Raw genomic sequence first — 22,491 nt, forward strand, 5'->3', positions numbered from 1 at the left:
GCATGACGGGCTGCTAATCTAGCGGCTCATCGCTGGCACTGGCTACGGCGGGGTACGAGGAATAATCCTCGTACCCCGCCGTTTTTCATGCCCTTTGCTTACCGCTACTCGCCCATGTGCGAGAGAAAATCCTCCGCTTCCTTGACCAGCATCTCGGCCTGCGGCGTTCCTATATCGGCCAGCGCGCGGGCATTCTGCTCGCTGTCATACTCATGCTCAAGGCGCTCGACGTACTCGGCCAGATCATCGTTGCAATGAGTCAGCACGGAGGCCTGCGCCTTCCACGCCTGCGCCTTCTGCGGCAGATCGCCCTGATCGAGCTCGACGCCGAGTCTGCCGGAAAGATGATGAAGCATCTGCAGCGTGGCCTGGGCGCATTCGTCGCTGCCGAGATACTGCGGAATCGAGGCCCAGATCGTGCTGGCATCGAATCCCTCGTTGCAAGCCAGTGCGTCAAGCACGGTGGTGATGCCGACCGGGCCGTTGTATTCCCGGTCCATATCGCAGCGGCAGTCCGTGTCCGACTCGTCAATCGGCAGCGGGCGGGTATGCGGGCAGTCGGCGAACATCGAGCCCAGGGTCACGATATGGTCAACGTCGAATTCCTCGGCGATGTGCATGCTCTGATGGCAGTACTCGACCCAGCGATAGTTGGGTTCGGGGGCGATCTGTGCGAAGACGTGGGTGCCGGGATTGATGGCGATGTCATAGAAGGTGGTCTGCGGCCACAGGATGCGCCGTCTGCCGGCCACCGTGCACGACATCGGCCGCGTCACCTGATAGTCGTAGTAGCCGTCGCATCGGATGTGGCGCACCTCGGTCGCATCATAGCGTGCAATGAGGTGGCGAATGACGTTGGTGGCCGCCTGACAGGCGTCATTCCACCCTTCGAAGGCGCATATCATCGCGGTTTTCGGTGTCTTCGCTGCTGCTGTCATGTGTTCTAATGTAACCGGTACGTGTTTGCTCTCGCAGTCTTATGCCATAGGTGAAGCCCGGCATCATGCCTAGCGTCGGGTGCTGGCAGGTGCTACCGGACGAATTCAGGCGCTCCGAGTCGAGGGAAACGCAGGAATCTGCCCAAGTAATATTCCTGAGCGCTGACACAGAGCGGCTGCGCATCCAAGCTACATGGAACCATGCGAAACTGTTGCAATGAAACGCTTTCTGACTTACGACACGCTGGGCTTGCAAATGCCATGGATGTGGTTATAGTAGTGACTCGTGCTTCGGCAGCGGTTAACTGCTGAGAACGCATGCGGACATAGCTTAGTTGGTAAAGCGCGACCTTGCCAAGGTCGAGAGCGCGGGTTCGAGTCCCGTTGTCCGCTCGAGGTCCGAAGAGTTGACGACCTGTTCGGTGGGTTAGCCAAGCGGTTAGGCAGCGGCCTGCAAAGCCGTATAGACGAGTTCGACTCTCGTACCCACCTCTTGGTGAGTCAGATGTAAGTCTGGCGAGCTAAGGAAGACCCGGGCGGTTGGCGCAGTGGTAGCGCACTTCCCTGACACGGAAGGGGTCACAAGTTCGAATCTTGTATCGCCCACGCAGAACCGAGAAATCGATTCTTCATAATTGAAGATTGGGTGATTGGCGCAGCGGCTAGCGCACTTCCTTCACACGGAAGGGGTCGCAGGTTCGATTCCTGCATCACCCACACATCTTCTTATATTTTCTTATTTCTGAGGCTTCAACGATTTTTACGAGAATCGTTTTTTTTATATTTTCCGTCTGCCTGTCTCTAGCTACGGCTCACAGGCTATCGTTATATGACTGTGCAGAGCAGATACACCAGCGGAATGGTGAGCAGACTCAGCAGTGTCGACAAGCTCATCAGCATGACTCCGGGCTTGGTGTCGTCGCCATTGCGCATGGCGAAGAGCACTACCATCCCGGCTGCAGGGCACGATGCCAGAATGACCGAGGTGGTGAAAGCCGTGCCGGTGACCGCGCAGAGCTTCAGCATCAGTATGGCTATCACCGGGTAGAACAGGTTCCGCAGCAGCAGGGAGACCATGATCGGCAGGTCGAAGGTGACGGATCGCAACGGCATATCGACAAGGCTGCTGCCGATGACGATCATGGAGAGCGGCGTGAACAGATCGCTGACATACGTAAGGAACTGATTCACCTGACCCGGCAGATGAATCGAAAGCACGAACATAGCCAGGCCAATGAGTATCGCCCCTATATTCGGATTCACGATGATGGCTTTCGCCTTCGCCTGCCAACCATTTTTGGAGTGCGGTCCCTGATACAGCGAGGTTCCATGCGTCCATGCGAAGATGTTGAAGGCGGCCAGCGAGATGACGGCGTAGAACACGCCAGCGCTACCGAACAGCGCCTGAGCGAGTGGAATGCCCATGAATCCCGCGTTCGAATACACGCTCCCGAATTTCGCTGCCCGCTGTTTGGAAGGGTCCTTCACGCGCATGAACAGCAGCTTGGACAAGCCGATGCTGATCAGGCAGGAGGCACAGACCGCTGCTGCGGTTTTGCCGAGGATATGGAGGCTGGATGGCGAAAAGGGCTGTTGGAATGCGTGAATGATCACCAGCGGCGAGATGTAATACAGCAGCATATCGGTGAGGTCATTGGCGGTTGTCTGGTGCAGATGGCCGCTTCTGCGGATGATCACCCCGAACAGCATGAGGCAGAAAACCAGGGCGATTTGCGTCGCAAGCTGGGTGAATGACACGATCTTTCTTTCTTCAAGCGGGATGCAGGCAAGCATGGCGGCTGTATATCTGAACGAAACCCATGCTACGCCGGGCAATGGCGATACGGTTTTCTTGGGGGCGCATGCATTCTCCGGCTGCGGTTTGCCTTGTGTGTCAGCCGCGTCTGGATTTGCTAATACAGTAAGGCGTAAGGCATGGAACAGTCATCGAGACCAACGAGAGGACAGTAGATGGCAGCGAAATCGCTGATGAAGGGGTTTGCGGTGGGCGCTGTGCTCGCCGCAGTCATGACGCTGGGGTCATGCTTCGGCACGACGCCGCCGGGGAAGGCTAATCCAGCGCCTTCGCCGAACTTGCAGACGTTCACACCAGCCAATGGTTCATCGAGCGCGACCTTAAGCATCGCCTCCGGCTCGGAGAATGGCGAAGTATCCAATGCTATTCAGAAAGCGTCGGATGAGTCAGGCGTCGCAATCACCATGCATTACATGGGGTCGCTGGATATCATGAACGCGCTCGAACAGGGCGGTTCAAGCTACGACGCGGTATGGCCGGCCAGCAGCATGTGGATTTCCATGGGCGATACCAAGCACATCGTCAAGGATGCGGCGAGCACGTCGACCACGCCCATCGTGTTCGGCGTCGCCCAATCGAAGGCTATGGCATTGGGCTGGGCGAAGCCGGACGGCTCAACACGCCCGGTAAGCACAAGCGAGGTGATGGATGCCGTCAAGGCGAAGCAATTGAAGTTCTCCATGACCTCGGCCACACAGTCGAACTCGGGGGCTTCCGCGTATCTCGCGTTCCTCACGGCCCTCTCCGGCAAGCAGCAGGCGCTGAGCGTCGCAGAACTTAATGACCCTGCACTCCAGGCCTCGGCCAAGACGCTGCTTTCAGGCGTCGACCGCTCCTCCGGCTCCTCGGATTGGCTTAAGGACATGGTGGTGTCCGACCCCGGTCGCGTCGATGCGATGGTCAACTACGAGTCTCTGGTCATCGCCGCCAACCGGCAGCTGACTGGCAACGGGCACGATCCGCTGCTGGCCGTCTACCCCTCGGATGGCATCGCCATCAGCGACTCGCCATTAGGCTATGTGGATCGGGGACAGAAGCTCGACGGCGCGTTCGCCAAGTTCGCCAAGGCGTTGCACTCGAAGGAAAGCCAGAAGCTGTTCGAGCAGGCGGGACGCCGCACGGGCCTGGGCGGCACGCTTGCCAATCCGAACGATGCGGGGGTCAAGAGTGCATTCCGCGCCGACTGGGGCATCAACGCGAAGCCTGACGCTTTGAAAGCCATCGCCATGCCCAGCGCCGACGTGATCTCCAAGGCGCTTGACTTGTACCAGACCGCGCTGCGCAAGCCTTCGTACACCATCTGGGTTGTGGACTACTCCGGCTCGATGGGTGGTAATGGCGGGCGTGACGGGGTAGTCAAGGGGCTGAACGCGGCTCTCGACCCGGCACAGGCGAAGCGCTCCATGATTCAGCCCGCGCCGAATGACGTGAACGTGTTCATCCCGTTCGATTCGTCCCCGCAAAACGACACCGTCGCCAAAGGCACGGACACCGGTGCGATTCTAGACAGGGCGAACGCGCTGGAAGCGGGCGGCGGCACCGACATCTACAGCGCTCTGGACAAGGCGATCAGGGAGCTGCCCGCCGACCTGAGTCAGTACACGACGGCGATAGTCGCCATGACGGACGGGCACTCCGAGACCGGCAGCCGCGATTCGTTCATGAGCCATTATCGGGCGCTCAAGGACAAGCCTCCTATTTTCAGCATCATGTTCGGCGATGCCGACCCATCGCAGCTCGAAGACCTCGCCGGTACCAGCAACGCCAAGGTCTTCGATGGGCGTAATGGGAATCTCGCGAGCGTGTTCCGCACCGTGAAGGGATACAACTGATGTCCGTCGTTCTGAGCTTTATTGCGGGTCTCGTGCTCGGGCTGCTCGCCTTCGTCATCACGGGCGGGGGAGTGCCTGGCCTCATCGTCGGCTTTGTGTGCACTGTGCTCGGCTATGTGGGCGTTTCTCTGCTGCTTGAGCGTCGCCGCAAGCTCGGTGGCGTGGACGCAGACTCGGTGCCGGATGGCACCAAGGCGCTTGCCGCGTTGGATGAAGCCAAGAGCCGCGTCGGTTCCATTGCGACGCTGACCAGGCAGATCAAAGACAAGGGCGTGTCCAAGGAGGCGAACGATTTCATCGCGGCCACGAACGCGCTCATCGCCTACGTCCAGGAGTCCCCGAACGCATGGCGCACCCTGAGCCACTACATCAGCGTGTACGGCGAGCAGACCGAAAGCCTCCTGTCTGGCTATTTGGACGTGGAACGCTCCAACTCCACACCGCAGCTCGGCCCCGCAAAGGCCGACGCGGTACGTGCGCTGGATGCGCTCGAACGCGCGGCGGCGGGCGAGCTGCGGCACGCTGTGGAGACCAAGGCATTGTCCCTGTCCGCCGACAGCGAGGCCATCGTGCGCCTTGCGGGCATGGACGGGTACGACGAAACCGACGCAAAGGACGCGGAGACACCGAACGCTGAAACCAAGGACACCGGTCTTAAGAGCGCTGAGTCTAGAAATCCTGGGTTTAGAAACACAGATGCAAAGGACGAGGCATGAGACTGTCGAAATCAAAGCTGATCGGCTTGGCGGCCCTGCTCGTCGCGTTCGCACTCATCGCGGGCACGCTCGTCTGGCGCAATTCGCGGCCCAAGCCGGTCGAAATCACATCGGTGGATGGCTATTTGGGCGGGGAGAAGATCGGGCTGTTCGACGATCCGCAGTTCAACGCTCTTGCGGCGAAGGACGGGCTGAAGGTCGACTACCGCAAGGCGGGGTCGCTTGATATGATGACCGCTGACCGCAAGGGTCTGGATTATCTCTTCCCCTCCTCTCGTGCGGCAGTGGATTACGGCAAGGCCAAAGGCGTGGACACGTCCACAAGCGATATCGTGTTCAACTCGCCGATCGTCATGTACACGCACAAGGCGGTCGCTGACGCGCTCGTGGGCTCGGGCATCATGAGCCGCGCCAATGGCGTGTACACGATGGACATGAGCAAGGCCGTCGCCGCCATGAGCGCCAACAAGACCTGGGGCGACGTGGGCTGGCCGAGCGGCTACGGGCAGTTCCGCATCGACTCCACCGATCCGATCAAGTCCAACTCAGGCAATGAGTATGCCGCGCTTGTGGCCGCCACGCTCAACGGCGGACAGCCCGCCACCGTCGCCTCGATTCAGCGCGACGCGCCAGCTCTCACGTCCATCTTCGGCAAGAGCGGCTGGATGGAGACGTCATCCGAGGACTCGTTCAACCAGTTTCTGACGCTCGGTGTCGGTTCGAAGCCCATCATGGTCGGCTACGAAAGCCAGATACTCGACCTCGCCGCGAACAATCCGGACGCCTGGAAGCAGGTCAAGGATGATATCGTGATCGCCTACCCCACGCCCACCGTGTGGTCCACGCACGTTCTCATTCCCACCAATGCCAAAGGCCAGAAGCTGCTTGCGCTTCTCAAGAAGCCCGAGACCCAGAAGCTCGCGTGGGAACGGCACGGCTTCCGCAGCGCGAACTTCACCGGCGCATCGAGCATCACACGCTTCGGCGTGCCCGGTACGCTTGACCAGATCACGGCGGTCGCAGAGCTTCCCCGCAATGATGCCATGCAAAGCCTCATCGAAGTGCTCACGAAAGGAACACAACAATGACCAAGGAAATCAGCCTCGCCGATCTTACGGCAGGCGCAACGGACGCGGCGACGCCGACGCTCGACGGCCTCTCAAGCCCATCCACCGCGCTCGTCGCCCCGCCCGCCTCCGCAGGCCTTGATGCGCAGATAGCGGCGCTGCCCGACGCGGACAAGACGCAGATCGCGCAGCTCGCGGACTCGCTTGATCTCACGAAGAACGGCATCGAAAGCTCGTATGCCAAGGATGTGCAGCGCTCTTCCGCAGGCTTCGCTGACGATATCCTCTCCAAGACCCGCAGCAAGGACACCGGCGAGGCCGGGGAGCTGCTGCAGGACCTGCTGACGACGGTGGACAACGAGAAGCTGGGAGCCATCAGCCATGTGCCTATTATCGGCGCCTTGATCGGCGGCGCGGACAAGCTGCGACGCAAATACCAGAAGGTCAGCGACCAGATTGACGACATCGTAAGTCAGCTCGAAACCCAGCAGACTCGGCTCGTTGCCGACATCGCGCTCTACGACACCATGTACGCGAAGAACGCGGAGCTGTACCGGCAGCTCAAGATCTACGTGCTCGCCGGCAAGAAGACCCTTGCGGACTTCAACGCGAGTCAGCTTCCCAAGCTCGAAGCCGAAGCGCAGGCCTCTGGTGATCCCATGAAGGCGCAGATCTTGACCGATTTCAAGGCCAAATTGGACCGTTTCGCCAAGCGGCTTGACGATTTGGACCGCGTATCCGTGGTCAGCCTGCAGACCGCCCCGCAGATCAAGATCGTGCAGAACGCCGACCAGACCATCGTGGACAAGATTGACACCACGATTAGTACCACGATACCGGTCTGGAAGTCGCAGATGGTCATAGCGCTGGGCTTGGAGCACCAGCGTCAGGCCCTCGACCTGCAGAAGAAAGCCGACGACGTGACCAACCGGATGCTCGAAGAGAATGCGAAAGCCCTGCATCAGGGCGCGGTGGACGCCGAGAAAGCCAACCAGCGCAGCGTCATCGACACCGAGACACTGCAGAAGGTCAACAGCGAGCTCATCGCCACCTTGAAGGAAACCGTCGCCATCCAGCAGGACGGCAAGGCCAAGCGCGAGGCGGCCGAAGGCACCATGCGTCAGCTCGAAACCGATCTGAAAAACGCGCTCATCGAAAACGCGCAGGCGATGAACTAGCGCGGTGGCGTTGATATGGTGCTGTATTAGATTCTGTCTCCGTAAATAACAATTGCTCAGCGAAATCAACTCGAATACTTCATGTGATGCGCTAGTCTGTGTAGTGGTCTTTGCACAGATTGCTATGACGTTGTCATATTGATGGATGGAAAAGGTTCCCAAGCCGGATAGATTGTCGGATGGTCGGATGGATTGTCTAATGGATTGCGGGTTCCGGTTTGCAGGTTGCAACGTAACACAATGAAGCATGTTTGATGAAGCATGTTTGAGGAGAGGACGTATATGGAGAAGGATTCAAAGTCATTGCCGATTGCGCAACCAAATGCGCAGTCACCCCAGCAGAAATCTGGGAATAGCGCCGGCCGCAGGCAAATCAATCCGTGGGTTTCGCTGTGGTCGATGATCATCGGGTTCTTCATGATTCTGCTGGATACGACAATCGTGGCCGTGGCGAATCCGAGCATTCAGCAGGGTCTTGGCGTGGACGTCGGAACGGTGCTCTGGGTCACCTCGGCGTACCTGCTGACGCTCACCGTGCCGATGCTTATCGCGGGTAGGTTGGGGGACCGCTTCGGCCAGCGGAACATCTATCTTATCGGTCTGGTGATTTTCACCTTGTCGTCGCTGTGGTGCGGACTGTCGTCCAGCCTGCCGGGCAGCCAGATCGGCAATCTGATCGCTGCACGCTCGGTGCAGGGCTTTGGCGCGGCACTCATCAGCCCGCAGACCATGGCCGTCATCCAGCGCATCTTCCCGCCTACGCGCAGGGGAGGAGCTATGGCCGTGTGGGGGACCGTCGCCGGCGTGGCCACGATGGTAGGGCCTGTGCTGGGCGGGTTCCTGGTCAGCTCCTTCGGCTGGGAGTGGATTTTCTTCATCAACGTGCCGGTCGGCATCGTCGCGCTGGTTCTTGGCTGGGTGAACATTCCGAAGCTCGAAACGCATACGCATTCCTTCGATTGGATTGGCGTGGCGCTTTCCGCCATTGCCGTCTTCTTCCTCGTCTTCGGCATGCAGGAGGGCAACGCGAACCATTGGGATGGCTGGATCATCGCGTCAATCGTCTTCGGTGCCGTCATGTTCGTGGTCTTCTTCCTGTGGCAGGCACGCGCCGAGGGGGAGCCGCTGGTGCCGCTGAGCCTGTTCAGGGACCGCAATTTCTCGGTGTCGTCGGCTGCCATCGTCTTCGTTGGCTTCGCGATTGCCTCCATGTCGGTCCCGCTGTACTACTATTTCCAGGTCGTGCGTGGCCTCGACCCGACGCAGTCGGCGCTGATGACGCTGCCTTCGCCGATTATCGGCATCGTGCTCGCGCCGATTTCTGGCAAGATGATCGACCGCATGCACCCGCGTACGCTGGCCGTTCCTGGGCTGCTGTGCTCCTCGCTGGGGCTGTGGCTCTATGTGTGGATCATGCAGGTTGACGTCTCATGGGCCTGGCTGCTGGTTCCTTCGGCGGTTCTCGGCATCGGCAGCGCGTTCATGTGGGGGCCGCTGGGCGCGGTGTCTACGCGTAATCTGCCGCCGTATATGGCGGGCGCGGCTTCCGGCGTGTACAACACCGCGCGCCAGCTCGGCACCGTCATCGGCTCGGCTGCTATTGCGGCGCTCGTCTCCGCGCGGCTTGAACATTACCTTCCCGCTGCCTCGCAGCATTTCTCCGGAGCATCCGCAGGCGGCGCGCATATGCCGCTGAATGTGGCGATTCGTTTCACCAGCGCGATGAAGGATTCGCTGGTGATGCCGGCGGCGGCACTGCTTATCGGCTCGCTGATTTGCGTTGCATTTGTGGCTCCGCGTGCGTGGTGTCGAGAGGCAAAACCGGAGCAGAGTCGCGAGCAGCCTTCGCAGCGGGACTAGGCAAGTCGGCAATCTCAGAATCAGGAATTCTGGGTGGATGCTCCTAGGAATATCGCAACAATAAGAGGGCACGGAGTAAGAGGGCACGGGGCAATGGCCGTCAAGGTCTACGCCGCCTTGTTCGCGCACAGCGCTTAGCCTCGCCGCATCGCCGAAATTGCTAATCTGGGGTAGGACAGGACAACGACGAAAGGACCTCTTATGACCGTCTACACGCTTCCCGACCTTCCCTACGATTACGCCGCGCTGGAACCGTATATTTCCGGCACGATCATGGAATTGCACCATGACAGGCACCATCAGACCTATGTCAATGGCGCGAACGCCGCCCTCGAGCAGCTTGAAGAGGCTCGCGACAAGAACGACTTCGCCAATATCAGCCGCTTGGAGAAGGACCTCGCCTTCAATCTCGGCGGCCACATCAACCACAGCGTCTTCTGGAAGAACCTTTCTCCCGACGGCGGCGGCAAGCCCGAAGGCGAGCTGGCGGCGGCCATCGACGAGTACTTCGGCTCCTTTGAGAAGTTCCAGGCGCAGTTCAACGCGACTGCGACGACGTTGCAAGGCTCCGGCTGGGCCATCCTCGGCTGGGACACCATCGCCAAGCGTCCGCTGATCTTCCAGCTCTTCGACCAGCAGGCCAATGTGCCGATTTCCATCGTCCCGCTGCTGCAGCTGGATATGTGGGAGCACGCTTACTATCTCGACTATCTCAATGTCAAGGCTGATTATGTGAAGGCTTTCTGGCATATCGCCAACTGGGCCGACGCCGCCGAGCGCTTCGCCAAAGTCAGCACGGACTGAATGACGGATTGATTGTGTAGCTGACTGTTACTGGATGAAGCCGGCAGTGACTGGCTGATTGCTGATTCCCTGAGCCCCGAAATGGAGTTCAGGGAATTTGCGTATCAGGCATACTGCCCCTTTTGTGACGCTTATTCGTGGTAAGAGGCACGAAAGGGGCAGAATTCCCTTGTATATTCTGTACACGCTGTCCTATAGATGACATGGTTCTGGCCAAAACGGGCGGGCAGGGAGTATGGTTGCCTGCGTGCGTAATGAGAATGTGAATGAAAGCAACGGCGACGAACCAACCATGCATGCGGCAGAAGGGACTGCGGCAACTGCATCGGAAGTCGACGGAGGCGAAGCGGCTTCCGGGCTGCAATCCGTGGAGACGCTGGACCGCAGCAACGATATGGAGCGTGGCCTAAAGAACCGGCATGTGCAGTTCATCGCCATCGGCGGCACCATCGGCACGGGGCTGTTCCTGGGGTCGGGCAAGTCCATCAGCCTGACCGGGCCGAGCATCATCGCGGTGTACATCGCCGTGGGCGCGGTCATGTTCCTGCTGATGCGGACGATCGGCGAGATGATGTACCGCGACCCGAGCCAGCACACCTTCATCAATTTCATCGGGCGCTACCTCGGCGACGCCTGGGGGCATTTCGCCGGCTGGTCGTACTGGGTCGTCCTAGTACTGGTCGGCATGACCGAAATCAGCGCGGTCGGCACGTATTTCGTGACCTTCTTCCGCATCTTCGGCATCGACCTACGGCATTGGAACTGGCTGATTCAGATTGGCTTCCTGGCTGTGCTCGCTATGGTCAACCTCATCGCGGTCAAGGTCTTCGGCGAAACCGAATTCTGGTTCTCGATGATCAAGATCACGCTGATTCTGGCGATGATCGCCACCGCTGCGGTCATGGTCATCATCGACTACCATTACCCGGCCGTGCAGATTCACGGCATGGACGGCATTTCGCCGGCCGGTCACGCGGGCTTCGACAATATCACGCGCGGATTCTCTTTCTTGCCTCACGGCTGGATGGCGTTCCTGATGAGCTTCCAGATGGTCTTCTTCGCCTACGAAACCATCGAATTTGTCGGCGTGACGGTCTCCGAGACGCGTAACCCGCGCAAGGTGCTGCCCAAGGCGATCAACCAGCTCATCGCCAGAATCCTGATCTTCTACGTCGGCGCGCTGGTCGCGATTATGCTCATCGTGCCGTGGAGCACTTTCAAGCCGAATCGCGACGGCTCCTTCGCCTCGCCATTCGTCATGGTGTTCCAGTACGCCGGGCTCAACTGGGCTTCGGCGCTGGTGTTCTTCGTGGTCATCACTGCGGCCTCGTCGTCGCTGAATTCCCTGCTGTACTCCGCCGGGCGGCATCTCTATCAGGTGGCCGACGAGTCCGATTCCCCGAGTCTGCGCCATTTTACGACTGTTTCAAAGAGCAAGGTGCCTGCACGCGCGATCATACTTTCGGCCCTGCTGATTCTCGTCTCCCCGCTGGTCAGCGCACTACCCGGCATTTCCAGCGCCTTCGTGCTGTTCTCCTCGGCATCCAGCGCAGTGATCATCTTCATCTACATACTCACCGTGGCCGCACACCGCAAATACCGCCAGTCCGCCGACTTCATCACTGATGGCTTCGTGCTGCCGAGCTACAAGGTCCTCGACATCGTCGCCATGGCATTCTTCGCCTTCATCTATCTCACGCTGTTCCTGGCCGCAGACACGCGCGGCCCGGCCTTGGCCGGCCTGGGCTGGCTGATCGTGTTCGGCGGATACTGCCTGCTGCGCAGTCGACGCAGGAAATCAGCCAGTGCTGTGGGCGATGCGAGTGCTGTATGACGATAGTGCCGAGAACACCGTTATGGAGTGAGCTTTAGGCGGTATCGGTATAGCGGATTATGCGTCTGTGATTGACTATGCAATCAATCACAGACGCATCTTCTTACTGTCTCCAATCCGTCTGTATATCATGTGAAATACAGCGTGAAACACCCTATGCGAGAGGTTCCATACGAGGCTGTACGCTGGTGAGCAACGTGGCGATGAGCGCCGGTAACCACATTTTTTGCGAGGAGTAGTACATGGCATCGAACCAGTTTGATAAGGACCGTCCTGAGGGTTGGTGGAAGTCGGCGGTGGTGTATCAGGTCTATCCGCGTTCGTTCCAGGATTCGAACGGGGACGGCGTGGGCGACATCCCGGGCATCGACTCGAGGCTTGACTACTTGGCTGGCTTGGGCGTGGATGTGATCTGGCTGTCGCCGGTGTATCGCTCGCCGCAGGTGGATAACGGCTACGACATCAGCGACTATCGTGACATCGATCCGCTGTTCGGCACGCTTGACGATATAGACAAGCTCATCCACGATGCGCATGAGCGCGGCATCAAGTTGGTCATGGACTTGGTGGTCAATCACACGTCCGACAAGCATGCGTGGTTCGAGGAGTCGCGCGACCCGGCGTCTCCCAAGCGTGACTGGTACTACTGGCGCAAGGCGCGGGCGGGGAAGGCGCCGGGGGAGCCGGGCGCGGAGCCCAGCGACACCGAGGCGTGCTTCGCACCGTCGGCGTGGACGTATGACGAGCGCAGCGGCGAGTACTATCTGGGTATCTTCAGCCCGGCGCAGCCGGATCTGAACTGGGAGAACGCGGACGTGCGCCATGCGGTGTACGACATGATGCGCTGGTGGGTCGCGCGCGGGGTGGACGGCTTCCGCATGGACGTGATCAACCTGATCTCCAAACCCGAATCGCTCACCAGTGGCGGCCCGATACCGGTTGATCTGTCCGACGACTTCTCCAACGGTCCGCGTCTTGACGAGTTCCTTGCCGAGATGAACCGCGAAGTCGGTTTGGACGAGCATAACCTGTTCACGGTGGGCGAGATGCCCGGCTCGACGGTCGAGACCGCTATTCGCGCGACGGCTGCGACCCGCCGGGAGCTCAAGATGGTGTTCACCTTCGAGCACATGGAGCTGGACCACACGGCTACGGGAACGAAGTGGGATCTGGCCGACCTGCCGCTGCCGGTGCTCAAGAAGAACCTCGCCCACTGGCAGGATGGCTTGGCCGAGGCGGGCTGGAATTCGCTGTACTGGAACAATCACGACCAGCCGCGCGTGGTCTCGCGCTTCGGCGACGACAGGCCCGAGTACCGGGTCGCGTCGGCCAAAGCGCTGGCCACGGTGCTGCATTTGCACAAGGGCACGCCGTACGTCTACCAAGGCGAGGAGTTCGGCATGACCAACCTGCCGCTCCACTCGATCGAGGATTACGAGGACGTCGAGTCGATCAACTACTACCACCAGGCGAAAAAGGCCGGACTGGACGAGGTCACGATTCTCAGGTCCTTGCAGGTCAAGAGCCGCGACAACGCACGCACGCCGGTGCAGTGGGACGACACGGCCAACGCCGGGTTCACCACCGGCACGCCGTGGTACACGCTCAACCCGAATCACACGAGCATCAACGCCAAGGCGGCCGTGGCCGACCCGGACTCCATCTACGCCCACTACCGCAAGCTCATCGCCCTGCGGCACGAGAATGCGGTGGTGCGCGAAGGCCGCTTCGAGCTGCTGCTGGCCGACGACCCGAACATCTGGGCCTTCACCCGCGCCCTGGACGGCACGACGATCCTGACAGTCGCCAACTGTGCCTCCCACGAAAGCGCGCTGCCTGTTGAAGGCCTGCCCGAGCTGTCCGGCGCCAAGCTGCTCATCGGTGAGCGGACGCTGGATGGTGTTACGACGCTCAAACCATGGGAATCGGCGGTGCTTGAGCTCGCCTGAGGGATAGTGGCGGTAAGCGATTCGGATTGAGAAACCCGAACGCTTTGTGTCCGTTTCAACGTCACAGGCCCGGCAGCAATTCGACCATGCTACCGAGCCTGTGACATTTTTGCGATGTTAGATGTCGTAATGCTGACGCTAATCAATTTTGAGTGCGGATATCGTGGCAGACGTTCACTTCGTGGCGTGCGGTGTGACCGGCGGCGTGGTGGTGCCGGCCAGGGGCCTATCTCCGGGTCTGGCGAGGGGGCCGACGAGTTCATGCGCGGTATAAGGCTCTTCGAGATAGTCGATATCGGCCTGGTTGAGGTGAATGTCGAGCGCTGCGGCGGCCTGCTCCACGCGCTCGGGCGACGAGCAGCCCACGATGGGCGCGGAATCGCCGTGCGCCCAATGCCATGCCAGCGCGATGCTGGCCATGCTCGCGCCGTATCTGCCGGCCACCTCGTGCACGCGATCGATGATCGGCTGGTCCTGCTGGTGGGCTGCGTCGTATTTGCTGCGTATGACCGCATCGGTTCTGGCGCGCAACGAATCGAAGTCCCATGCCGCCCGGGCCAAGTGCCCGGAGGCGAGCGGGCTGTAAGGGGTGGGCAGCGCCCCATACTGCCGGGCCACAGGGATGAGCTCGCGTTCGTCCTCGCGGTAAAGCAGGTTGTAGTGGCATTGCAGGCTCGACAGTTTCGTCCAGCCGTTGCTCTCGGCGGCGGTTTGCATGGTGTGGTACTGGTAGCCGTACATCTCGCTGGCACCCAGCGCGCGGACTTTGCCCTCCCGAACCAGCTGGTCCAGAGCCTGCATGGTCTCCTCGATGGGTGTGGAATAGTCGAAGCGGTGCATGATGTACAGATCGAGGTAGTCGGTCTGCAAACGGCGCAGGCTGCCTTCGATCTCCCGACGGATCGCCGCGGGGGAGAGATGGCCTTCGTTGAAGTAGACCTTGCTGGCGATGATCATCTGCTCGCGCGGAATGCCAAGGTTTCTGATGGACCGCCCGATGAATTCTTCGCTGGTGCCCCGGGCGTAGCAGTTCGCCGTGTCGATGGCGTTGAGACCCAGGTCGAAGGCTTTGGCGATGATCGCCTGCGTGCTCTCTTGGCTCGTCGTCCACACATGCTGTTCGGGATCCGGTTCGCCGAAGGACATGCCTCCAATGAACAATGCGGGCACCTCGATGCCTGACACCCCTAGTTTCATATGTCGCATGTTTCGCTCCTTCGGTCTGTTTGCTAAGCGTGCGTGAGCCCGAGCTGTTCGAAGGCCAGCGCGAGGCCGTCATCGTCGATTGGCGCGGTGACCCAGTCGGCGACTTCCTTGGCCTCCGGCGTGCCATTGCCCATCGCTATTCCGGTGCCGGCCGAACGCAGCATCTCGATGTCGTTGGCGGAATCGCCTAGAGCTACGGTGTCATCCGGCGCAAAGCCGAGGCGAGCGGCCATTTTCTTCAAGCCGACGGACTTATCCATGCCTAAGGCAGTCAATTCACCAGTCTCTCCAAGTTCCTGTGGCATCGATCCAGAAACGATGCAAAACCGGCTTCCGAAACGTTCCCGTGCATCTGCCAGTCTTGCGCCCAACCCTGCGGAGAGGAAGAAAGTCACTTTGTTGGCGGTTTTCGGCACCCCAGTTCGTACATAGGGGCCAATTTGCCGCAGATAGGCGGTCCAATCACCTGCTGCCGTTGGCTCGCTGACGCCATCCGAAGGCCGGAACAGGTCGATGAAGTCATGCACAGAGTAGACCGCATCGGGTGTCGTCCAGAAGCACGCGGTCCTGTTCGAGTCGAACCAAGAAGCAAGCTCCGCCACGTCATTTTCCGGCATGCGATCGTCAAAGATCGCAGCTCCGTCCATTTCGCCGTACGCGCCATTGCTGCCGACCAAGCCTCGGAACCCGAGATCCAAAAGCGCGGGATACACTTCCGGCTTGCTGCGTCCGGTGCACAGGACGAGCTGATGGCCTGCGGCGGCAGCGGCGGCGAGTGCCTCTTGCGCCGAGTCCGGCACTTCCTGATTGTGATTGACCAATGTGCCGTCGACGTCGACGAAAACAAGTCGCTGTGCCATGATGTCCTTCCATCGCGAGTGCGGAACGCAGCGATGAGCCCCATGTGCCAGGCAGCCGCGTCTATGAATCACATTACCTATGCTTGCGGATTTATGATGACGCTGATATCCGTGTTGCCTTCGGTGTCGCGGGCGCTAGGTATGGCAGGCGCTAGGAAATATTCAGAAGTCGATAAGGCGTTGTCTGCTGTCGCATACGCTCACTGCGCGAGGCACCGCCCGGTACTTACTGGCTGGTTGCCGACGGACACGCGGCTGAGAACCGGCTGAATCTCGTCGTTGGTCATGGCATAGCCGATGTCTGCGCGTTCCTGCGCTTTGGCGAAGACGATTCCGGTGACCTCGCCGTTCTGGTCGAGCAGCGGGCCGCCTGAATTGCCAGGTTCCACGCGGGCTTGGAGCACGTGGAGGGAGCGGTTGGCAGTGGAGTCCCCGTAGATGTCGGGCACGGCATCGCGCTCGGTGGACAGCACTCGTGCGGGTACACTTTGGAACGGCCCGCCGTACGGATAGCCCTGCACGACGCCCGCGCTGCCGTTCGCAATCGTTGAATCATCCAGTGACAGCGGTTTGGCATTCACATCCGCTGAAACCACTGCGAGGTCATTGACGGGATCAAAATAGATGACGGAGCCGGTGCGGGCGGGCTCGCCCGGAAGTTCTACTAGGGGAGCGGTGACCCCGGCGACGACATGCGCGTTGGTGATTAGCAGATCATCGGCCATCAGGAACCCGGATCCTGAGGACATGGTGCTGCAGGCGGGGGCGATGCCGGAGATGCGGGCGACCGACTGCGACGCCGCCTGAACCTTCGGGTCATTGGCATCTATGGCGGGAGTGGAATTGCCGCCGATAATGCTGTTGCCTTCGTTTACACCGGTATTGCCATCGCCTTCGAACAGTCCTTTCAGCGTGGGTATACCGGCGTTGTCGAAGGCCTGGGCGCGCAGCCGGGCGACGGCATCGCTCACCGGCTGCGGGGCGTATCGGTTGATGCCCTGAATCACCTGCGAGGAGGCGAGGGATTGCGACAGGACGGGGATTCCGGAGGTGATGACGCCTGCGGCGGTCAGCGACAAGGCAACTGCCGTGCATACCAACGCCAGCCCGCCGCCCAGCAGCCGTTCTATGCCGCCGAGACGCAGCCGGTCGGCACCCCGGCGAACGACGTGGCCGATGCTTGACCCGATTCCGGACATCAGCGCAAGAAGACCAATCGCAACGGCGAAAACCGCGATGCCTCGCCATGTGTCGCTGGGAATAGACCGCGCGACACGTGGCAGCACGTATGGCATGGCCACCGCGCCCGCGATGAGACCGACGAAGGTGCCGAGCGTGGAGAAGAATCCCGCGCGGATGCCAGCGGCGAAAACGCTGATCAGGAGGATGGCGAGGACGATGTCAATGGGCAGCAACATGCTCTCTATAGTTTTCCATCTCGCTGAAAACTGCCTGACAACGCTAGTCCAGAAGCGAAATTAACGGGTGCTGGGCTGTCGCTTCACTCTGCTTGCGTGCTGTCCGCTTTCCTGTCGCGGTACAGCCCGAGGATGAGGATTGCGGCGGCGAGGGCGACGATGGAGCCGATGGTCCATGCGGTCTGCTGGGCGCTGATGAAGGCATCGGTCGCCTGGGCGAACAGATTGTGGTCCAGTTCGGCGGGCACATGGGTAGATGACAGATGCGCGGCGACCTGCTGGGTGGCGGTGATGGAGGATGCCACCTGACTGCGGATTCCGGCGGGCAGGAACGTGAGCCTGGGCTCGATAGCGGTGCGGTAGTGGCCGGCGAGGATCGAGCCGAGCACGGCGATGCCCAGGCTACCTCCGACTTGGCGGAAGGTGTTGTTGACGACGCTGCTGGTGCCCGCCTGGCTTTGCGGCAGCGTGGAGACGATGCGCGTGGTCATTGGCGGCATGACCAGCGACATGCCTGCGCCGAAGGCGAACAGCAGGACTTCGAACACCCAGATCGAGGTGTGCTGGCTGATGCGGGAGAGCGCGAACGTGGCGGCGGCGATCACGAGCATTCCGGAGCCGGACGTGACGCGGGCGGAGAAGCGCACGGCCATCTTGCGGGCCTGCGGCGCGAACGCGATCATGGCCAGCGCGAACGGCAGGATGCATACGCCGGTTTTCAGGGCGCTGTAGCCGCGGATGGATTGCAGGTAGAAGGTCATGATGAACACGCCGCCGAACAGCGAGAAGAACAACAGTGCCAAGGCGAGTGCGGCGATAGTGAAGCCCCGGTCGGTGAAGTAGCGCACGTCGAGCATCGGTGTCTTCGCACGCAGCTCCCACAGGGCGAACACGATGATTGCGACCAGTCCGGCTGCGATGGGTGCGATGGTCTTGCCTCCGGTCCAGCTGGCGCTGTCGCCGGCCTGAATGATGCCGTAGATGATGCCGAGCAGGCCTGCCGAGGCGAGCAGCATGCCGGGCAGGTCGAAGCTGGGGCGCGATTCGTCGCGGTATTCGGGCACGAGCAGCGGCACCGCGATGAGCGCGACCAGCACCACCGGCGGGTTGATCAGGAACACCGAGCCCCACCAGAAATGAGTCAGCAGGGCTCCGGCGGCCAGCGGGCCGATGGCTAGCGCCGCGCCGACGACCGCGGACCAGATCCCGATCGCCTTGGCCCTCGCCGCTCCGTCGAACAGATACGTGATGATGGCGAGCGTGGCGGGAATCAGGAACGCGGCGAACAGGCCCATCATCGCGCGCAGGCCGATCAGCCAGCCGGCGGTGGGCGCGAAGGATGAGGCCAGTGAGAACATGCCGAACCCGGCCAGGCCGATGAGCAGCGTCCTGCGATGACCGAAGCGGTTGCCTGCCACGCCGCCGGTGAGCAGCAGCCCGGCGTAGGCGAGGATGTAGGCGTCCGAGAACCATTGCAGTTGGCTTTGCGAAGCACCCAAACCGGTCGGCGGGTTCTGCGCGAGCGTCTTCATCACAATATAGAGAATCGAATTGTCCATCGAGACGACCAGCACCGTCACCATGATGATGGCGAAAGCGATTGTGCGAGCGGCTGATGATTGGGATCTGTTGCCGGATGATTGAGCTTGAGATATGGCGGAATTAGGCATCTGCGAACCCTGAGATATGTTCCGGTTCTGGGCTTCATCGTTCTTGCCTATGGGGACGTGGCGAGTGTTCATTGCACTGCCTTTCTATACTTGAATACAGTATGTTGAATAACTTGACTGACTGTCAGTCATTATAGAAGCAGGGAGGACAATTGATGAGCAGAAGCCTGGACCCACAGCGCCGCGTCGCGCTGCTGCACGCGGGCCAGCAGGTGCTTGCCAGCAAAGGCGCGGGGAAAGCCACCATCGACGACATCACTCAGACCGCCGGCGTGGCGAAAGGGACGTTCTACCTGTATTTCAGCTCGAAAGCGGACCTCATCAAAGCCTTGCGCGCCGATTTCGCCGGGCAAATCGGCAACGCACTGCGCGAGCATATGGAGGGGAATGCACACCGTGATTGGCAGGCCGAGGCACGCAATCTTCTGCGCCTGGCCGTTGACGAGTATCTGCAGATCGCGCCTTCGTATAGCGCCGTGCTTGACTGCGCATCGAGCGAGGCGGACGACACCTCGTGGGAGCGCAGCATCACTGCAGTCATCGCTGATTTTCTGCAGGCGGCAAAGGCACAGCATGCCTGCGCTGTAGAGGATTCGGAGGTTGCGGCGGTGTTCCTGTTCCACGGCATCAACGGGGTCTGCCACCATGCGCTGCATGCTGCTTCTGGTACTTCTGACGATTCCGCAGATGCTTGGGACAGCGAAAGAGTAGCGGCTGCGATAGAGCCATTCGTCGTGGCCCTGTTTCGTGACGAACGGCGGTGATTTCGGGACGGTGCAATCAGTGTTCCATATACGTTGGATGGCCTGGGCAAAGGGAAAGCAACGAACGGTATGACGAGTAACTATACGTTTACGGCGAGTGTCGCGATTGGTGATGCCCAGTATCGGCAAATCATGGAGCTGGAAAAAGCGTGCCGAGAGTACGAGGATGTCGATTCCAAGCTTGAGCTGGATTTCAAGACGAGCGAGGTAGGAAGGAATCAGACCGACCGCTCCGGCATGAACGAGTTCTTCTGCTATGAACGCGACGCGCTGGTCGGGTATTTGGGCGTATGCTCCTTCGACAGCGCGGTATGGGAAGTCAACGGCATGGTTCGGCCAAGTTACAGGAGACAAGGGATTTTCACCGAGCTCTTTCGGCGGATGCTGAGCGAATTCAATGCGAGAAGCCCGCAGGAGCTGCTGTTGCTCAGCGACAAGAAATCGGCATCCGGTTTGCGCTTCATCGAAAGGCTGCACGCGAACTATCATCATGCCGAATACGACATGGTGCTGAATGCGTCGGATTTCGAGCAGCATGGAGAGTTCGTGGAGCATGGTGGAGATTCATCAAGCCTGCTGCGTTCCAAAAGCGCGTTGGACATCCAGGAAACAGATGCCAAGCAGCATACCTTCACCGGCACGATAGACGGCAAAATCATTGGCAGTGTTCGTTTGGAGCTGCTGCCCGATACGGGCGGCATATATGCCTTGGAAGTCGTGCCGGAATATCGCGGGCATGGCTATGGCCGCGCACTGCTCAACTGGTCGATAGCCAAGCTGATATCGATGGGAGCCAAAACGGTAATCCTGCAAGTCGACACAGACAATGCCCGCGCACTGAATCTGTACACGTCGGCAGGGTTCGTTGAGAAATCGGTGATGCTCTACCATTCCTTGCCCAAGGGAAATTGAGAATTTATGGCAACATAACATCGGAGAAGCACCTATCTCGCTTATGTGAGGCGCTATGGGTGTGCTGCGGACGACGCTATAGAAGACGCGTCTTGCATGAGTTGCGGCCAATGTAATGTGTTTCGGTGTGTGTGAGTGGGTTTTCGCAATGTTGTCAGCAGGGGGAAGCAACGTCGACTCGCAGCGATGACAGCATGCTGTAATAATCTGTGATTATGACCGATCATGTGAGCATCGAAGGGCTGCGCTATGCGTGGGCCGCCGCGCAGACGCATTCATTCACCGCAGCGGCCCGCGCCTATGGAGTGACCCAGCCGGCGCTGTCGAATGGCATTGCCAAGCTTGAGCAGCAGCTTGGCGGGAAACTGTTTGAACGCACCACCCAAGGGGCGGCACCCACGGCGTTCGGACGGCAGCTGCTACCCATGATTGAACGTGCGCTCGATGAGCTGGATGCGATAGCCGCCGAAGCGCAGCGTCTTACGCAACCGACTGATTGTTCCATCCGCATGGGCGTCTCTCCGCTCATCGATCCGAAACTCGTCGCGCAGATGTACTCCATGGTCTGCAATCTCCCGGAATCGCACGAGCTGGTACTGCGCGAGGCCGATGTGCAGGAGTTGCGTGACGCGTTGAGCGCCGGCAAACTCGATGTCATCCTCATACCGGCCGTGGCTTCAATGCCCCGATTCGCTCATCGAATCATCAGCAGGGAGCCGGTCGCCATCGTCACGTCCCACGCCGCTCAAGACGATGTGAGCGATAGCGCGGCAGACGGGAGCAAAATAGACGAAGTCAAGTCAGAAGAGAACGCGACGGAGTTCGAGACCGAAGCCGATGCCTCGTTCATCCTGGTCCCCGACACCTGCGGACTGACCACATTCACCAAGCAGCTGTTCGCCAGCCACAAGCATCCGATGAACGCCTATCCGGGCGAGGCCGCAAGCTATCAGGTGCTTGAGCAATGGGCCTCGATGGGACTGGGCGTAGCGATTCTGCCAGTGTCCAAGCTCACGACCCCAAGGCTCAGCACCGCATGCTGCAGGATAATGGCCAGGACGTCATGATCTCGTACGAGGCGGTCTGGAATCCGCAGTCGCCGCTCGCGCGGGACATTGAGCTGCTTGCCAGCCAGATAGTCGTTGCCGAACCTCAGCATGAATCGTTGGCTTTGCCTGCTCAGCCATAACGCCGTAACGTCGTAATGCCATAACGGTTGTGTATGGCTCCATCAGCATTGACCCTCTACCGGGCGCGGCCCATCCACTCTACCGTGGAAGGTAGTCCGGCGATGTGTCGGGCTTGGAACCGATATGAAAACATGAAAGGCAGGCATCATGGCCGCATTTCTGGAAATCACGATCACGGTGGACGAAGCTGACCGCCTGTCGGCGGCAGCCGTCTACACCAAGTACAGGGAGCCGTTCCTCAACACGATTCCCGGAGCCACGAACAAGCAGCTCCTGATTCGCGACGAGGACGTGCAGATTCTCCACGGCTTCACGACCGCTGATGAGGCGAAGGCCTATCTGTCCAGCGACTTGTTCACGAACGACGTCGTCGCCGGGCTCTCGCCGCTGTTCAAGGCCGACCCGGAGATTCGCATCTATCAGGTCGCCTGACAATACGCCGCTTTGGGCGGCCGTCGACGGGAGTGGTCTTCATCC

General features: G+C 60.1%; 19 protein-coding genes and 4 tRNA genes. 17 read left to right on the top strand and 6 right to left on the bottom strand.

Annotated elements, in window-relative coordinates:
- Positions 1-104: 104 nt before the first annotated feature.
- Entirely contained in the window at positions 105-938 is an 834-nt protein-coding gene (locus DDF78_RS01510; protein ID WP_415481375.1) for a PAC2 family protein, read from the bottom strand.
- A 320-nt stretch (positions 939-1,258) separates the two neighbouring features.
- On the opposite strand from DDF78_RS01510, the gene DDF78_RS01515 reads away from it, so the two are divergent.
- From DDF78_RS01515 to DDF78_RS01530, 4 genes are all read left to right on the top strand, one after another.
- A tRNA-Gly gene (locus DDF78_RS01515) sits at positions 1,259-1,331 on the top strand.
- A gap of 28 nt (positions 1,332-1,359) precedes the next feature.
- Positions 1,360-1,430, top strand: a tRNA-Cys gene (locus DDF78_RS01520).
- 42 nt (positions 1,431-1,472) lie between these two features.
- Positions 1,473-1,544 (top strand) — tRNA-Val (locus DDF78_RS01525).
- Positions 1,545-1,582: 38 nt separating this feature from the next.
- Positions 1,583-1,655 (top strand) — tRNA-Val (locus tag DDF78_RS01530).
- 108 nt (positions 1,656-1,763) lie between these two features.
- Here the strand turns inward: DDF78_RS01530 and DDF78_RS01535 are convergent.
- Positions 1,764-2,696 carry an AEC family transporter gene (locus DDF78_RS01535; protein ID WP_162000627.1) on the bottom strand — a complete coding sequence of 311 codons (933 nt, stop codon included), beginning with the start codon at positions 2,694-2,696 and terminating at the stop codon, positions 1,764-1,766.
- Positions 2,697-2,909: 213 nt separating this feature from the next.
- Here DDF78_RS01535 and DDF78_RS01540 point away from each other — a divergent pair, with 213 nt between their 5' ends.
- The 8 genes from DDF78_RS01540 (at position 2,910) to DDF78_RS01580 (ending at position 13,994) form a co-directional block, all read left to right on the top strand.
- Positions 2,910-4,586 (top strand): VWA domain-containing protein, encoded by a 1,677-nt coding sequence (locus DDF78_RS01540; RefSeq protein ID WP_237564501.1) that lies wholly within the window; start codon positions 2,910-2,912, stop codon positions 4,584-4,586.
- Positions 4,586-5,302, top strand: coding sequence for a 5-bromo-4-chloroindolyl phosphate hydrolysis family protein (locus DDF78_RS01545; protein ID WP_152579737.1), 717 nt, complete (start codon positions 4,586-4,588; stop codon positions 5,300-5,302). Before DDF78_RS01540 ends, DDF78_RS01545 begins: the two co-directional genes overlap by 1 nt.
- Entirely contained in the window at positions 5,299-6,390 is a 1,092-nt protein-coding gene (locus DDF78_RS12040; RefSeq protein ID WP_237564502.1) for a hypothetical protein, read from the top strand. The genes DDF78_RS01545 and DDF78_RS12040 overlap by 4 nt, the downstream gene beginning before the upstream one ends.
- On the top strand, positions 6,387-7,547 hold the full coding sequence (locus DDF78_RS01560) for a toxic anion resistance protein (protein WP_152579735.1): 1,161 nt from the start codon (positions 6,387-6,389) through the stop codon (positions 7,545-7,547). Before DDF78_RS12040 ends, DDF78_RS01560 begins: the two co-directional genes overlap by 4 nt.
- A 282-nt stretch (positions 7,548-7,829) precedes the next feature.
- Entirely contained in the window at positions 7,830-9,407 is a 1,578-nt protein-coding gene (locus DDF78_RS01565; RefSeq protein ID WP_152579734.1) for an MFS transporter, read from the top strand.
- Positions 9,408-9,608: 201 nt separating this feature from the next.
- The gene (locus DDF78_RS01570) at positions 9,609-10,211 is read left to right on the top strand and encodes a superoxide dismutase (RefSeq protein ID WP_152579733.1); all 603 of its coding nucleotides are present in this window, start codon (positions 9,609-9,611) and stop codon (positions 10,209-10,211) included.
- A gap of 292 nt (positions 10,212-10,503) precedes the next feature.
- Positions 10,504-12,045 carry an amino acid permease gene (locus DDF78_RS01575; protein ID WP_152579993.1) on the top strand — a complete coding sequence of 514 codons (1,542 nt, stop codon included), beginning with the start codon at positions 10,504-10,506 and terminating at the stop codon, positions 12,043-12,045.
- A 242-nt stretch (positions 12,046-12,287) separates the two neighbouring features.
- A complete protein-coding gene (locus DDF78_RS01580; protein ID WP_152579732.1) occupies positions 12,288-13,994 on the top strand; it encodes a glycoside hydrolase family 13 protein in 1,707 nt (568 codons plus the stop codon).
- Positions 13,995-14,168: 174 nt separating this feature from the next.
- Here DDF78_RS01580 and DDF78_RS01585 read toward each other — a convergent pair whose 3' ends face one another.
- From DDF78_RS01585 to DDF78_RS01600, 4 genes are all read right to left on the bottom strand, one after another.
- Complete coding sequence (locus tag DDF78_RS01585) at positions 14,169-15,200, bottom strand: aldo/keto reductase (protein ID WP_152579731.1); 1,032 nt, start codon at positions 15,198-15,200, stop codon at positions 14,169-14,171.
- A 23-nt stretch (positions 15,201-15,223) separates the two neighbouring features.
- The gene (locus tag DDF78_RS01590; RefSeq protein WP_152579730.1) at positions 15,224-16,060 is read right to left on the bottom strand and encodes an HAD family hydrolase; all 837 of its coding nucleotides are present in this window, start codon (positions 16,058-16,060) and stop codon (positions 15,224-15,226) included.
- A gap of 200 nt (positions 16,061-16,260) precedes the next feature.
- A complete protein-coding gene (locus tag DDF78_RS01595) occupies positions 16,261-17,478 on the bottom strand; it encodes a MarP family serine protease (RefSeq protein ID WP_152579729.1) in 1,218 nt (405 codons plus the stop codon).
- 83 nt (positions 17,479-17,561) lie between these two features.
- A complete protein-coding gene (locus DDF78_RS01600; protein WP_152579728.1) occupies positions 17,562-19,220 on the bottom strand; it encodes an MFS transporter in 1,659 nt (552 codons plus the stop codon).
- A gap of 83 nt (positions 19,221-19,303) precedes the next feature.
- Here DDF78_RS01600 and DDF78_RS01605 point away from each other — a divergent pair, with 83 nt between their 5' ends.
- The 5 genes from DDF78_RS01605 (at position 19,304) to DDF78_RS01620 (ending at position 22,446) form a co-directional block, all read left to right on the top strand.
- The gene (locus DDF78_RS01605; RefSeq protein WP_152579727.1) at positions 19,304-19,912 is read left to right on the top strand and encodes a TetR/AcrR family transcriptional regulator; all 609 of its coding nucleotides are present in this window, start codon (positions 19,304-19,306) and stop codon (positions 19,910-19,912) included.
- A 69-nt stretch (positions 19,913-19,981) separates the two neighbouring features.
- On the top strand, positions 19,982-20,824 hold the full coding sequence (locus DDF78_RS01610) for a GNAT family N-acetyltransferase (protein WP_152579726.1): 843 nt from the start codon (positions 19,982-19,984) through the stop codon (positions 20,822-20,824).
- A 215-nt stretch (positions 20,825-21,039) separates the two neighbouring features.
- Complete coding sequence (locus DDF78_RS01615) at positions 21,040-21,891, top strand: LysR family transcriptional regulator (protein ID WP_152579725.1); 852 nt, start codon at positions 21,040-21,042, stop codon at positions 21,889-21,891.
- A complete protein-coding gene (locus DDF78_RS11675) occupies positions 21,861-22,013 on the top strand; it encodes a hypothetical protein (protein WP_154677492.1) in 153 nt (50 codons plus the stop codon). Before DDF78_RS01615 ends, DDF78_RS11675 begins: the two co-directional genes overlap by 31 nt.
- Before the next feature lie 148 nt (positions 22,014-22,161).
- Positions 22,162-22,446, top strand: coding sequence for a hypothetical protein (locus DDF78_RS01620; protein ID WP_152579724.1), 285 nt, complete (start codon positions 22,162-22,164; stop codon positions 22,444-22,446).
- Positions 22,447-22,491: the final 45 nt, after the last annotated feature.

This window comes from Bifidobacterium tibiigranuli, assembly GCF_009371885.1.
Classification (GTDB): Bacteria; Actinomycetota; Actinomycetes; order Actinomycetales; family Bifidobacteriaceae; genus Bifidobacterium; species Bifidobacterium tibiigranuli.

Coding starts and splice junctions, on each gene's coding strand:
- DDF78_RS01600 (WP_152579728.1), bottom strand. CDS start 19,220: ATGAACACTCGCCACGTCCCCATAGGCAAGAACGATGAAGCCCAGAAC.
- DDF78_RS01610 (WP_152579726.1), top strand. CDS start 19,982: ATGACGAGTAACTATACGTTTACGGCGAGTGTCGCGATTGGTGATGCC.
- DDF78_RS01510 (WP_415481375.1), bottom strand. CDS start 938: ATGACAGCAGCAGCGAAGACACCGAAAACCGCGATGATATGCGCCTTC.
- DDF78_RS01605 (WP_152579727.1), top strand. CDS start 19,304: ATGAGCAGAAGCCTGGACCCACAGCGCCGCGTCGCGCTGCTGCACGCG.
- DDF78_RS01540 (WP_237564501.1), top strand. CDS start 2,910: ATGGCAGCGAAATCGCTGATGAAGGGGTTTGCGGTGGGCGCTGTGCTC.
- DDF78_RS01570 (WP_152579733.1), top strand. CDS start 9,609: ATGACCGTCTACACGCTTCCCGACCTTCCCTACGATTACGCCGCGCTG.
- DDF78_RS11675 (WP_154677492.1), top strand. CDS start 21,861: ATGCTGCAGGATAATGGCCAGGACGTCATGATCTCGTACGAGGCGGTC.
- DDF78_RS01560 (WP_152579735.1), top strand. CDS start 6,387: ATGACCAAGGAAATCAGCCTCGCCGATCTTACGGCAGGCGCAACGGAC.
- DDF78_RS12040 (WP_237564502.1), top strand. CDS start 5,299: ATGAGACTGTCGAAATCAAAGCTGATCGGCTTGGCGGCCCTGCTCGTC.
- DDF78_RS01580 (WP_152579732.1), top strand. CDS start 12,288: ATGGCATCGAACCAGTTTGATAAGGACCGTCCTGAGGGTTGGTGGAAG.
- DDF78_RS01565 (WP_152579734.1), top strand. CDS start 7,830: ATGGAGAAGGATTCAAAGTCATTGCCGATTGCGCAACCAAATGCGCAG.
- DDF78_RS01590 (WP_152579730.1), bottom strand. CDS start 16,060: ATGGCACAGCGACTTGTTTTCGTCGACGTCGACGGCACATTGGTCAAT.
- DDF78_RS01620 (WP_152579724.1), top strand. CDS start 22,162: ATGGCCGCATTTCTGGAAATCACGATCACGGTGGACGAAGCTGACCGC.
- DDF78_RS01615 (WP_152579725.1), top strand. CDS start 21,040: ATGACCGATCATGTGAGCATCGAAGGGCTGCGCTATGCGTGGGCCGCC.
- DDF78_RS01585 (WP_152579731.1), bottom strand. CDS start 15,200: ATGCGACATATGAAACTAGGGGTGTCAGGCATCGAGGTGCCCGCATTG.
- DDF78_RS01575 (WP_152579993.1), top strand. CDS start 10,504: ATGCATGCGGCAGAAGGGACTGCGGCAACTGCATCGGAAGTCGACGGA.
- DDF78_RS01595 (WP_152579729.1), bottom strand. CDS start 17,478: ATGTTGCTGCCCATTGACATCGTCCTCGCCATCCTCCTGATCAGCGTT.
- DDF78_RS01545 (WP_152579737.1), top strand. CDS start 4,586: ATGTCCGTCGTTCTGAGCTTTATTGCGGGTCTCGTGCTCGGGCTGCTC.